Origin of the sequence: Leisingera sp. McT4-56, assembly GCF_020514995.1 — a bacterium.
GTDB classification, from domain to species: domain Bacteria; phylum Pseudomonadota; class Alphaproteobacteria; order Rhodobacterales; family Rhodobacteraceae; genus Leisingera; species Leisingera aquaemixtae_A.
This window is the reverse complement of record NZ_JAJALF010000016.1, coordinates 45,274-58,039: the sequence shown is the minus strand read 5'-3', so window position 1 is coordinate 58,039 and position 12,766 is coordinate 45,274. Positions and strand designations below refer to the sequence as shown.

Annotated in this window: 10 protein-coding genes; 7 read left to right on the top strand and 3 right to left on the bottom strand. The window is 66.9% G+C overall.

Annotated features, from left to right (window positions below; genetic code table 11):
• Positions 1–108: 108 nt before the first annotated feature.
• Positions 109–1,419 (bottom strand): UDP-glucose dehydrogenase family protein, encoded by a 1,311-nt coding sequence (locus LHL23_RS16485; RefSeq protein ID WP_226430714.1) that lies wholly within the window; start codon positions 1,417–1,419, stop codon positions 109–111.
• 223 nt (positions 1,420–1,642) lie between these two features.
• Complete coding sequence (locus LHL23_RS16480; RefSeq protein WP_226430713.1) at positions 1,643–2,644, bottom strand: NAD-dependent epimerase/dehydratase family protein; 1,002 nt, start codon at positions 2,642–2,644, stop codon at positions 1,643–1,645.
• Between the two features lie 136 nt (positions 2,645–2,780).
• On the opposite strand from LHL23_RS16480, the gene LHL23_RS16475 reads away from it, so the two are divergent.
• From LHL23_RS16475 to LHL23_RS16465, 3 genes are all read left to right on the top strand, one after another.
• Complete coding sequence (locus tag LHL23_RS16475) at positions 2,781–3,869, top strand: glycosyltransferase (RefSeq protein ID WP_226430712.1); 1,089 nt, start codon at positions 2,781–2,783, stop codon at positions 3,867–3,869.
• A gap of 226 nt (positions 3,870–4,095) precedes the next feature.
• Complete coding sequence (locus LHL23_RS16470; RefSeq protein ID WP_413229483.1) at positions 4,096–4,752, top strand: sugar transferase; 657 nt, start codon at positions 4,096–4,098, stop codon at positions 4,750–4,752.
• Between the two features lie 105 nt (positions 4,753–4,857).
• Complete coding sequence (locus LHL23_RS16465) at positions 4,858–7,002, top strand: polysaccharide biosynthesis tyrosine autokinase (protein ID WP_226430711.1); 2,145 nt, start codon at positions 4,858–4,860, stop codon at positions 7,000–7,002.
• Positions 7,003–7,099: 97 nt separating this feature from the next.
• Here the strand turns inward: LHL23_RS16465 and LHL23_RS16460 are convergent, their stop codons facing one another.
• On the bottom strand, positions 7,100–7,405 hold the full coding sequence (locus LHL23_RS16460; RefSeq protein ID WP_226430710.1) for a hypothetical protein: 306 nt from the start codon (positions 7,403–7,405) through the stop codon (positions 7,100–7,102).
• A 336-nt stretch (positions 7,406–7,741) separates the two neighbouring features.
• Here LHL23_RS16460 and LHL23_RS16455 point away from each other — a divergent pair, with 336 nt between their 5' ends.
• From LHL23_RS16455 to LHL23_RS16440, 4 genes are read left to right on the top strand one after another with little or no spacing between them, the layout of a single operon-like run.
• On the top strand, positions 7,742–9,856 hold the full coding sequence (locus LHL23_RS16455) for a YjbH domain-containing protein (RefSeq protein ID WP_226430709.1): 2,115 nt from the start codon (positions 7,742–7,744) through the stop codon (positions 9,854–9,856).
• The gene (locus LHL23_RS16450) at positions 9,853–10,494 is read left to right on the top strand and encodes a YjbF family lipoprotein (RefSeq protein ID WP_226430708.1); all 642 of its coding nucleotides are present in this window, start codon (positions 9,853–9,855) and stop codon (positions 10,492–10,494) included. The genes LHL23_RS16455 and LHL23_RS16450 overlap by 4 nt, the downstream gene beginning before the upstream one ends.
• Positions 10,484–11,899, top strand: a complete 1,416-nt coding sequence (locus LHL23_RS16445; RefSeq protein ID WP_264181260.1) for a polysaccharide biosynthesis/export family protein — start codon at positions 10,484–10,486, stop codon at positions 11,897–11,899. The genes LHL23_RS16450 and LHL23_RS16445 overlap by 11 nt, the downstream gene beginning before the upstream one ends.
• Positions 11,900–11,946: 47 nt before the next feature.
• Positions 11,947–12,705, top strand: coding sequence for a hypothetical protein (locus LHL23_RS16440; RefSeq protein ID WP_226430707.1), 759 nt, complete (start codon positions 11,947–11,949; stop codon positions 12,703–12,705).
• Positions 12,706–12,766 lie beyond the last annotated feature (61 nt).

The following is a 12,766-nucleotide window of genomic DNA, read 5'->3' as shown; positions in this document are numbered from 1 at the left end:
TTGCCTTGTTAGAGCTGATATTAGGTCAGCCTGTCTGACCGAATGTTTCGCGCGCGAAACATTCGGTCCGGTCCGGACCTATCTCAAAACCTGCGCCGCAGGCGGCGCTCAGGCGCCCCGCCCCACGGCCGTATAGGTCTCGAACCCGGCCTGTTTGGCGCTCTCGGGCGAATAGACGTTGCGCAGGTCCGCCATCCGCGGCTGCGCCATGGTCCCGGCCAGCTTCTTCAGGTCCAGGGCGCGGAACTCGTTCCACTCGGTCAGCAGCACGATCAGGTCTGCACCCTGCGCCGCCTCATAGGGGTCCTCCACCCAGGCGGCGCCGGGCAGGAGCGCCTCGCCCTCGGCGCGGCCCTGCGGGTCCACCACCCGCACCCTGGCGCCGCCGCCGATCAGGGCCGGCACGATGGTCAGGCTGGGGGCGTCGCGCATGTCGTCGGTGTTGGGCTTGAAGGTGACGCCGAGCACCGCCACTGTGCGGCCGTTGAAGGAGCCGCCGCAGGCATCGCGCAGCTTCTCCACCATCCGCGCCTTCACCTCGTTGTTCACCTGCATCACGGTTTCGGTGATCCGCATCGGGAAGGCATGGTCCTGGCCGATCCGCGCCAGCGCCGCGGTGTCCTTGGGGAAGCAGGAGCCGCCGTAGCCGGGGCCCGCGTGCAGGAACTTGTTGCCGATGCGGCCGTCAAAGCCGATGCCGCGGGACACTTCCTTGACGTCGGCGCCGACCCGCTCGCACAGGCCCGCGATCTCGTTGATGAAGGTGATCTTGGCGGCGAGGAAGGCATTGGCCGCGTATTTGATCATCTCCGCCGATTCCAGGTCAGTGGACAGGATCGGGAAGTCGCGCAGGTACAGCGGGCGGTAGATCTCCGACATCACTTCGGCGGCGCGCTCGGTCTGGACGCCGACCACCACCCGGTCGGGTTTCATGAAATCCTCGATCGCGGCGCCTTCGCGCAGGAACTCCGGGTTGGAGGCGACATCGAAATCGGCGCTTGGGTTGGCCTTGGCGATCACCTCCTGCACCTTGCGGTTGGTGCCCACCGGCACGGTGGATTTGGTCACCACCACCGCGTAGGCAGTCAGCGCTCCGGCGATCTCCTCGGCTGCGGCCATCACATAGGTCAGATCGGCATGGCCGTCGCCGCGCCGGGTCGGGGTGCCGACCGCGATGAACACCGCGTCAGCCCCGTCCACCGCTGCTGCCAGATCGGCGGTGAAGCTGAGCCGCCCCGCCTTCACGTTCTTTTCCATCAGCTGGTCGAGGCCGGGCTCGTAGATCGGCACCTCGCCGTTGTTCAGCCGGGTGATCTTGCTTTCGTCCTTGTCGACGCAGATCACGTCATGGCCGAAATCCGAAAAACAGACGCCGGATACCAGTCCGACATAGCCGGTGCCAATCATCGCAATACGCATGGGATGCCCTTTTTCCGTTCCTGGTCCACCTGGCTTTGCGCCGCAGGTGGTGTTGTTCAGATAGAGACATATACGCAGCCGGACAGGGCGGAAACCGGAATTTTGGCGCCGCCGACCGCGGCGCAGAGATGGGTCCGGTCCGGACCAAATGTTTCGCGCGCGAAACATTTGGTCAACCATGCTGACCTATTCGGGCCTTCCGGACCAGGGGCCGGGCGGCGGCTCAGATGCGGTAATACTCCCGGTACCAGGCGGCAAACCGGGCCACGCCCTCGGTGACGCCGACCTGCGGCTGATAGCCGGTGAGCTCGGTCAGCAGGCGGGTGTCGGCCCAGGTGGCAGGCACGTCGCCGGCCTGCATCTCCATCATGTTCTTCTGCGCATCGCACCCCAGCGCCGCCTCCAGCGCGGCGATGTACTCCATCAGCGGGGTCGGCTTGCTGGCGCCGATATTGACCACCCGGAACGGCGCCACCGGGCTGAGGCTGTCCTGGTCCGAGACCGGCTCCGTGCCCGGCACCGCGGCGATAAGGCCGGTGATGCCGCTGACCAGATCGTCGATATAGGTGAAATCGCGGCTCATCCGGCCGTGGTTGTAGACGTCGATGGGCTCCCCCGCCAGCATCGCCCTGGTGAATTTGAACAGCGCCATGTCGGGCCGCCCCCAGGGGCCGTAGACAGTGAAGAAGCGGAACATGGTGGTGGGAAGCCCGTAGAGATGGGCATAGGAATGCGCCATCGACTCGTTGGCCTTCTTGGTGGCGGCATAAAAGGACATCTGGTGGTCGGCCTGCTGGCGCTCCCCGAACGGCATCTCGGTGCTGGCGCCGTAGGCCGAGGAGGTGGAGGCCATCAGCAGGTGCTGCGGCGGATGCGCGCGGGCCGCTTCCAGCAGCTCGAAGGTGCCGATCAGATTGGCCTCCAGATAGTCGCGCGGCGCGTCGATCGAATGGCGCACCCCGGCCTGGGCGGCCAGGTGGATCACCGCATCCGGCTGGTGCGCCTCGAACAGCTGCATCAGCAGCCCCGGGTCCTCCAGCTTGCCGATCACCGGGGTGAAGCCCGGGGTCTGCGCCAGCATGCCGTGGCGGCGCTCCTTCAGCGCCACGTCGTAATAGGGCGACAGGCAGTCCAGCCCGATGACCCGCCAGCCTGCCGCCAGCAGCCGCGCTGCCAGGTGATATCCGATGAAGCCGGCCGAGCCGGTGATGAGAGCTGTCTGCATGCCCTTTAGGTGGCGGCTTCCTGCCGCCCTGTCAAACCCTTTGCCGCGGCAATGGATTTGACAGGGGCCGGGATTTATGAGCTTTCGGAGCGGCGCAGGCCGCATCAGATTCCATCAGACAGGCAAGGAGCCCCGGGTGAACACAGCACAGGCAATCGGCACAGCTGCGGCAGAACCGGCGGGCACCGGACATGGGGCCGGGCAGGGGGCGGGCCGGCTGGTGGCGGTGGTGGTGACCCACAACCGGCTGGACAAGCTCAAGGCGACGCTGGCGCGGCTGCTGGAGAGCCCCGCGCATGAGCTCGCGGCGGTGGTGGTGGCCGACAATGCCTCCTCCGACGGCACCGGCGCCTGGCTGGCGGCGCAGGCCGATCCGCGGCTCGACATCTGCAGCAGTGCGGAAAACCGCGGCGGCGCCGGCGGGTTCGAGATGGGCATGCGCCGGGCGATGGAGGCGCATGGCCCGGACTGGCTGGTGGTGATGGATGACGACGGGCGGCCGGCGCCGGGCGGGCTGGCGGCCTTCCGCGCGCTGGCCATGCACCGGCAGGCGGACCGGGAAACCGGCGGCGGCTGGGATGCGGTGGCGGCGGCGGTCTATTTCCCCGACGGCCGCATCTGCGAGATGAACCGGCCCTCGCGCAACCCGTTCTGGCATGCCCGCGAGTTCCTGCGCACCCTGTTCGGGGGCGGCCGCTCCGGCTTTCACGTGCAGCCTTCGGATTACGAGGGGCCGGGGATGCAGATCGATGTCACCTCTTTCGTGGGCTTCTTCATCTCCGCAGACGCGGTGCGGCGCACCGGCTACCCGGACCCGGAGCTGTTCATCTACGGCGATGACGGGCTCTATACCCTGGGGCTGACCAAGGCGGGCGGCCGCATCGGCTTTGAGCCCTCGGTGCGCTTCGAGCATGACCTGTCGACCTTCCGGGCCGGGGGCGCGGACCCGCAAAAGGCGGATGCGGCGCAGCGCGGCCGCTTCGTGCCGCTGTGGAAGGCCTATTACTACCACCGCAACCTGTTGCTCTTGTACCGGATGGCGGCGGGCTGGCTGTTCTGGCCGGTGCTCCTGGTGATCGTGCCGAAATGGCTGACGAAGGCGCGCCAGCACCCGGGCGCGCGCCGCGTCTTCCTGCGGCTCCTGGCCCATGCGCTGCGCGACGGGATCCTGCGCCGCACCGCGGTGCGCCATGCGCGGGTGCTGGAGCTGAGCGGCGAAGGCTGAGAGCGAAGGCAGGGCAGGGGGTGGCGGCCTGACGCAGGGTCAGGGCAGAGGGCTTCCCGGCGCTGCCATTTTTCTGCCGCAAAAGTTTGGAAAACATTACTCAAGTTTTATTTAGATTTGGGTGTATCCATGATGCATTGCGCTCATAAAAAGTGTGGCCCCCTGCTGAAACGCACTGAATCTCAGGGGGCTGACGATGCATGATCTTGCCTTCACCGCCTCTGCCATGGATGGCGCCGCCGCCAGCCTGCCCCTGTGCCGGATGCGTTCCGGCTTTTATGGCCGGGCGGGAAAGCGGCTGTTCGATCTCGGGCTGGCGCTGCTGCTGCTGCCGGTTCTGGCGCCGGTGATCCTGCTGTTATGGGCTGTCGCGCGCCATGACGGCGGGCCGGGTTTCTTCGGCCATACCCGGGTGGGGCGGGACGGCAGGCGGTTCACCTGCTGGAAGATCCGCAGCATGGTGGCGGATGCCGAAGCGCAGTTGCAGGCGCATCTGGCCTCCAGCCCCGAGGCGGCGGCGGAATGGGCCCGCGGCCACAAGCTGGCCAACGACCCGCGCATCAGCCGCCTGGGCCATGTCCTGCGCAAGACCAGCCTGGATGAGCTGCCGCAGATCTGGAACGTGCTGAAGGGCGAGATGAGCTTTGTCGGTCCGCGCCCCGTCGTTGCCGCGGAGCTGGCCAGATACGGCAGCGCCGCCGCCGCCTACCGGGCCCAGACGCCGGGGATCACCGGGCTGTGGCAGGTCTCGGGCCGCAATGCTGTCAGCTATGACGAACGGGTGGCGCTGGATACGGCCTATCTGGCCCGGCGCAGCTTCTCCCGCGATCTCTGGATCATTGCCCGGACCGGGGCCGCCGTCCTGCGCAGGACCGGCTGCTGACCCCCGGCGCCGGGCCGCAGGCCTTTCTTCTGAAGGCTGCCCCGTGTATGCGGAATATGATGCGTTCGGCAGGCGCGCTTCATTAACGACGGTAATCGGGTAGCCATGAAACAAACGCCTTTGAATGAAGCCTCTTTCCCGGTCCAGCGCCCGGCGCCCGCGGAAGCGCAGGATGACGATGTCATCGATCTGGGCGCCCTGGCCGCCACCCTGTGGCGCGGCAAGTGGATCATGGCGCTGGCAACCCTGGCGGCCATTTTCATCGGCGGAGTGTATGCCTTTGCCGTCGCGGTGCCGGTCTATACCTCCAGCGCCGTGGTGATGCTGGAAACCAAGCAGCAAAGGGTGGTTGATCTGCAAAGCGTCGCCAGCGGGCTGTCGGGCGATTACGCCGAGGTCAATTCAGAGCTGGAGGTGCTGCGGTCGCGCGGGCTGATGAGCAAGGTGGTGGACAAGCTCAACCTGATGGAGGATCCGGAATTCAACGGCGCATTGGCCGAACCCTCCGCCCTCGGAACGCTGGTCTGGACGGTGAAGTCGGGGATCAAGTCGCTGCTGGGGCTGCAGCGCCCGCCCGTGGAAATGCCTGAGGAACTGGTGCAGCAGCTGATCCGGGACCGGGTCGTGTCCGCCCTTCAGAGCAGGGTATTGGTGCGCAGCGTGCCGCAGACACTGGTGTTCCAGGTCACGGTCGAGACGGGATCCCCCCGCAAGTCGGCGCTGATCGCCGATACCATCGTGGAGCTCTACATTCTCAATCAGATCGAGGTGAAATTCGAGGCCACCGAACAGGCGACAACCTGGCTGACCGGCCGGGTGGCGGAGCTGCAGGCGGAGCTCGAAACCGCCGAGGCCAAGGCAAATAAGTTCAACGCCGCCACCGCGCTGGTCTCGCCGGAAGCCCTGCAGGCGCAGGAGGTGCAGCTGAAGGATCTGCGCGAGCGCATTGCCCTGGCCGGGACCGCGGCAGAGGCGGCGCAGGCGCGATATGACGGGCTGCGCGGCGCAGAGACCCGGGCGGCGCAGGCGGAGATCAGCCAGGACCGCCAGTTGCAGCGGCTGCTGGGCCAGGCCGGCACCGCCGCGGGCGGGGCCGCCTTTGACACCGCGTTCCAGCGGCTGCTGGCGCGCGCCGCGCTGGAGGCCCGCCGCGCCGCGCAGCAGCTGCAGACACTGGTGCAGTCGGAAGCGGAACTGGGCGCGCAGATCGCTCAGCAGAGCGCCGATCTGATCACCCTGCAGCAGCTCAGCCGGGAGGCGGAAGCGGTGCGGCTGCTTTATGAGTATTTCCTTGCCCGCCTGAAGGAGACCTCTGTTCAGGAGGGCATCCAGAAGGCCGACAGCCGCCTGCTGTCGCGGGCGGTGATCCCGCGGGGGGCTTCGGCGCCCCGGAGACCCCTGATCCTTGCCATCAGCGGCCTCCTGGGGCTGTTGCTGGGCGCCGCCGCCGTGCTGCTGATGGAGGCGCGGCGGCAGGGGTTCCGCTCCGCCCGGGAGCTGGAGCGCAAGACCGGCTGCAGCGTGCTGGGGCAGATCCCGGTGTTTCCGGCCAGCGGCCGCCGCAGGGTGCTGGAGTATCTGGCCGGCAAGCCGTCTTCGGCAACGGCGGAAGCGGTGCGCAACCTGCGCACCTCGCTGATGCTGTCCAATGTCGACCAGCCGCCGCAGGTGGTGGTGATGACCTCCTCGCTGCCGGGGGAGGGCAAGACCACCAACGCGCTGGCGCTGGCGCAGAACTTCACCGGCATCGGCAAGAAGGTGCTGCTGGTCGAGGGCGACATCCGGCGCCGGACCCTGACCGCCCAGCTGAGCCAGGTGCCGCCGCAGGGCATTGTCTCTGTCCTGGCAGGAGATATCCCGGCAGAGGACGCCATCTTCCAGGACCCGCTCCTGGGCTGCGATATCCTGGCGGGGGAAAAGACCTCGGCCAATGCCGCCGACCTGTTTGCCTCGGAGCGGTTCCGGGAGCTGCTGGACGCGATGCGGCAGCGTTATGACGTGATCCTGATCGACACCCCGCCTGTGCTGGCGGTGTCGGATGCGCGGCTGATCGCCCGCAGCGCCGATGCGGTGCTGCTGGCGGTGAAATGGGACGGCACCGCCGAGCAGGATCTGGCGGAAACCCTGCGGCTGTTCCGGACCGACAACCAGCGCCTGACCGGGATGATCCTGAGCCAGATCAACACCCGCAAGATGAAGCAGTACGGTTACAGTTACGGCAACTACGGCTCGAAATACTACGTCAGCTGAGGTGCAAGGCCCGGCTGGCGCCTGCAGAAACGGCGCGCCCCGCTTGGGACGCGCCGTTGTCCTTTGGTCCTGACCGGGCCCGCGGCCCTTGGCCGGGTCAGTTGGTGCTGACGGTGCTTGTGGTGGAAGGGGTCGAACCGCCGCCCGCCGCGGCTGCAAGCCCTGCCGCTGCAGCAGCGGCCCCCAGCGCCGGTGCCACCAGCGGCACAAAGCCGGTGACGCCTTCCGCTTCCGCAGCGGCGGCGGCTTCTCCTGCGTCCAGCAGGGCGGCAATGCACTCGTCTTTTTCTTCGTGATTGGCCTGGTTTTCTTCGCAGTCATCCTGACCGTTTGCGGAGGCGGCGGTCTGGGCGGCAACGCCGGTTGCGGACAGGGCCAGCGCCAAAAGGGTCATCCGGATCATCGTTAATCTCCTAAACCTATTCGGGGCCAAACTATCATGCCCGGCCGGTTCTGAGAATGCCGCACCGCTGCAAAGCTGCATCCGCCTGCCGGAAAAACAGCGTTTCCAGCCGCGTTCCGCCTGGAGCGCGGCTGCCGCAAGGCGGATCCGCTGCCGCCGCTGCCGCCACGCTCCGGAGAGGGGTGCGCTGCCGCTTCAAAAACGGAAAGAGACAGGCAGATTCGCCACAAGAGAGAGACATTTCCAGCCTTTTTACCGGCTGGCAGGACAGACCGCCGGAAAACGGATAAGGGGTGGCCGGGCTCAAGTCATTTTTCAAACGTTGTGAAGAAACCGATGTCACAGGGACGGTACAAGCTTTTGGCGGCGGCGATTGCTGCCCTCCCGGCATTGGCGCAGGCGCAGACGGTTTCCACCTACGGCACCCCGGGCCTGATCGAAATCCCGACAGCAGAGATGTTTGAAGATGGCACCCTGGCTTTTTCGGCGGGGGTGTTCGACAGAACCTTGCGCACCACGATGACCTTCCAGATGCTCCCTTGGGCGCATGGAAGTTTCCGCTACGGAGCAATCGAGGATTATCTGCGCAGTGAGACCGGTGCTGGCAGAACGCTTTATGACCGCAGCTTCGATATCCATTTCCTGCTGCGGGAGGAAACCAAAGGCGGGCCCGCAATCGCCCTGGGTTTGCGCGACTTCGGCGGCACCGGGGTGAACGCGGCCGAGTATGTTGTCGCGACCAAGACCATTGGAGGCCGGTTGAAGCTCTCGGGCGGTATCGGCTGGGGGCGTATGGCCGGGCGCGGCAGTTTTTCGAACCCGCTGGGCCTGATTTCCGGCAGGTTCAAAACACGGGAAGCGTCCGGGGCAGGCGGCATTGCCGAGACCGGCCAGCTGGATTTCGGAAACTGGTTCCGAGGCGACGCTGCATTCTTTGCCGGGGCGAGCTGGCAGCACAACAGCCGGTGGACCTTCATGGCCGAGTATTCCCCGGACCTTTATGCCCAGGAAGTCTTCAGGTCTGGTTTTGACGTCAATTCCCCGTTCAACTTCGGACTGCAGTACAGGTTTGAGAACGGGACGCAGCTGGGCGCTTCCTATATGTACGGCAGCACCATAGGCTTCACCTACAGCTATTTCATCGACCCGCGCCAGAGCGTGGCGCCGGGCGGGCAGGGGGCGGCGCCGCCGCCCTTGCTGCCGGCTGACCAGGTGGCGCTGGCCAGCTGGAACCTGCCTCCGGACGCCCCCGCGGACCGCCGCCGGCAGGTGCTGGCGCAGGCCCTCGCGCAGGAGGGGCTGCGGCTGGTCTACCTGGAAGACGCGGGGCAGGCCTTGCGCATCGGGGTGGAAAACGCCCGCTACGGCCAGGCCGCCCAGGCCATCGGCCGCACCGCGCGGGTGCTGGCCAATACCCAGCCCGCCGGAACGCAGGATTTCGACATTGCGCTGATGGCAAACGGGGTGCCGCTCAGCGCGGTGCGGATCCGCCGCCAGGATCTCTATGAGCTGGAGCATGATCCCGACGGCGCCTGGCGCAGCTTTGCCCGCGCCGAGGTCTCCGACAGCCTGGCGCTGGCCGGCGGCGGAACCGCCGCCGGCGCCTATCCGCATTTCCGCTACCGGTTCGGCCCCTATCTGCAGGCATCCTTCTTCGACCCGGACGCGCCCTTCCGCTACGAGGTCGGCGCCCAGCTGGGGCTCGATTACACGGCTGCCCCCGGGCTGACCCTGTCCGCCGGGCTGCGCCAGCCGCTGGCAGGCACCCTGGATGAGGGCGAGCGCCAGTCGAATTCGGTGATCCAGCGGGTGCGCTCGGACTGGGGGCTTTACGCGCAGGAATCCGACCTGAGGATCGAGCATCTGACCGCCGAATACATCTGGCGGCCGGGAGCGGACCTCTATGCCCGCACCACGGCGGGCTATCTGGAAACCATGTACGGCGGCCTGTCGGCAGAACTGCTGTGGTTCCCGGTCAACAGCCGCCTGGCGCTGGGAGCGGAGCTGAACTATGTGCGGCAGCGCGATTTCGATGTGCTGTTCGGCTTCCAGGACTATGCCACCGCCACCGGCCATGTCTCTGCCTATTACGATCTGCCGGGGGAGTATCACATCCAGGCGGACGCGGGCCGCTACCTGGCCGGCGATTACGGCGCCACGTTCACGCTGGACCGGGAATTTGCCAACGGCTTCAAGGTCGGCGCCTTCTTCACCCTGACCTCGGTGGGGTTCAGCGATTTCGGCGAGGGCTCCTTCGACAAGGGGATCCGGCTGGAGATTCCGGTGTCCTGGCTGACCGGCCGCCCGTCGCGCGACCGGCTGGCGCAGGTGATCAGGCCGGTGCTGCGCGATGGCGGCGCCCGGCTCAACGTGCGCAACCGGCTTTATGGCGTCACCCGCGAGGCGCGCGCCCAGCAGCTGGTCAGGGGATGGGGGAGGTTCATGCGATGAAACGGCTCTGCACCGCCCTGCTCACCCTGCTGCTCCTCTCCTGCGGCGAGGCGCAGGACGAGCTTGATCTGCTGCGCGGCGCGCTGCAGCCCGAGGCGCTCCGGTTCCACCCGCGCGCCTCGGCGCTGGCCTCCATCCGGCCGATCCCGCCGCGGCTGGAGGTGGGGTTCCCGAGCCGCGATCTGAGCGGCGTCATGCTCCTGGAGACCGAGCGCGCGGGCGTGCAGACCTGGCTCACCGCCGATGGCGCCACCATCACCCTCAAACAGGGGTTCCTGACCTCGGCCAAGGGCTTCGGCTCCGGCCTGGCGGCCTCCGATGTGCAGCAAAGCGCGGCTCTGGTGCTGGCCGGGCAGGCGGGCAGGGCGGAGCGGTTCCACAGCTTCCTGAACGGCAACGACCAGATCGAGCTGCACGCCTACAGGTGCGAGGTGGCGCGCCTCGGGCCGGAGGAGGTCTTCCTGCGCGGGGTGCCGGTGCCGGTGCAGAAGCTGGAGGAGCGCTGCCACGGGGTGGCGGAAAGCTTCACAAATACCTATTGGATACGGCAGGGCGCCCCCGCGGTCGTGCAATCCTCGCAGTGGACCGGCGGCTTCCTTGGCAACCTGTTCATGAAGGCGGTGCCGGATGATATTTGACGTTAAGCTTATTGGAGGACGCACCGTGCGCCGCATTTCCATCGCCCTCAGCGCCCTGGCCCTGGCTGCACTGGCCGCCGGCTGCTCCACGATCTACCGCAGCCCCGCGGTCAAGGCCGGCGTGTCCGACACCGGCAAGGTCCGGGTGGTGGCGATGACGCCGGAAACCGTGCTGGTGGCCAACCGCGCCGCCTATCAGCCCAAGGCGCTTCCGGCCGTGTTCCAGGTCTCCGCAGGCTCCGGCGCCGGCGCCAGCCCGCGGGGGCTGGGCACCCTGCCCGAGGCGCCCTCGACCCAGGACGGCGGCCGCCAGGGGCTGCGGCTGGACCCGCCGCCCAGTGCCGATCCCGGCCCCTATACCATCGGCACCGGCGATGTGGTGGTGCTGTCCACGCCGTCGACGCAAGGCACCGTGGCCGAGCTGTCGGGGCTGCTGGCGGCGCAGAACAGCCGCAACGGCTACACGGTGCAGGATGACGGCTCGATCAACATCCCGGACGTGGGCCGGGTGCGCATCGCGGGGCTCACCGTGGATGAAGCCGAGGCGCTGCTGTTCCAGCGGCTGGTGGAAAGCCAGATCGATCCGACCTTCAGCCTCGAGGTTGCCGAGTTCAATTCCCGCCGGGTCTCGGTCGGCGGCGCCGTGGGCAAGCCCGGCGTCTATCCCATCACCCTGACGCCGCTCACCCTGGGCGAGGCGCTGGCGGCGGCGGGCTCGGTCTCGGTGGGGGATATCGATACCAGCTCGGTCAGGATCTACCGCGATGGCGCCATGTACCAGATCCCGCTCGAGGATCTCTATGCCCGCTCCGAGCTGCAGCGCCTCACCCTGCTGGCGGATGACTCGGTGTTTGTGGACACCGATTACGACCTTGGCCGCGCCGAGCGCTATTTCGCCCAGCAGATCCAGCTGCAGCAGACCACCCTGGCCGGCCGCCGCGCCGCAATCGACGAGCTGACCGCGGCGCTGACGCTGCGCCGCGCCGACCTTGATGAGCGGCGGGAAAACTTCACCCAGGCGGTGGAGCTGGACGCGGTGGAGCGGGATTACGTCTACCTCAGCGGCGAGGTCCGCACCCAGGGCCGCTACACGCTGCCGTTCGGGCGCAAGGCGACGCTGGCGGATGCGCTGTTCGACACCGGCGGCGGCATCGCCAAGGAGACCGGCGACGCCTCGGAAGTCTATGTGCTGCGCGCCTCGGAGGATATCCGCGAGTTCGGCGCGGTGACCGCCTGGCACCTGGACGTGCGCAACGCCGCGCATCTGCCGCTGGCGGCCCGGTTCGAGCTGCGCCCCGGCGATGTCGTGTTCGTGGCCGAGAACCCGGTGACCCGCTGGGGCCGCACCATCGACCAGATCACCCCCTCGCTGATCACCGCGCCGGTCAATGCGATTGCGGACTGATGCTTGAGCAGCCGTCCGGATCTTTCGAGGGAGGAGCAGAGAGGGAAATGCGACAGGAGAAACCAGGCCGCCGGCCTTCCGGAAGGGACACCGGGCGCAGCAGTTTCCGGGCCCTGATCAAGGATGCAATCAAACCATACCCTGCTCTGTTTGCTCCCGTCTTTCGCCATTTCGGTCCGAAGCGCGCGCGCGGCCTGCTCATTGGCCCGGAGACGGAAGTTGTGATCGAAGGATTTCCGCGCTCGGCCAATACTTTTTCAGTGGTTGCCTTTCGAGCCGCCGGAAACAGGTCGGTCAAGCTGGCGCATCACCTGCATGCTGAAGCGCAAATTGTCGCCGGCGTCCGGCGCGGCCTGCCGACAATGGTGCTGATCCGTGCCCCGGAAAGCGCGGTGCGGAGCTACTGCGTTTTCTACGAGGGAGCAGACGAGAACAAGGCCTTGCGCCTTTGGATCTCTTTCTACCGGCGGATGCTCCCGCTTCAAAACCATATCTACATTGCCGATTTCAGGAGAGTGGTTTCCGACTTCGGAGCCGTGACTTCAGAATTCAATGCGGCGTTCAAAACGGACTTTGCCTGCTTCGATCATTCAGAGGAGAATGTTGCAGCCGTCTACGCGGAAATTGAGGAGATTGCGCGCCGCACCCATAAGGTGGCGGAGCGCCGCATCGCGCGCCCGTCGGAGGCCAAAAGCAGAGCGCAGGATGCAATCGAGTATAACTTCGATCCTGGGTTGCTGGAGCAGGCCAACGCGCTCTACACCCGTCTTCTTTGTGATCAGAGCAGCTATGATGCCGTGCCGTGACACTCCCTGGCGCCCGCGTCCCCGAAAGCGGCGTTCCACTGCCCGGTCAGCCCGCAAGGCG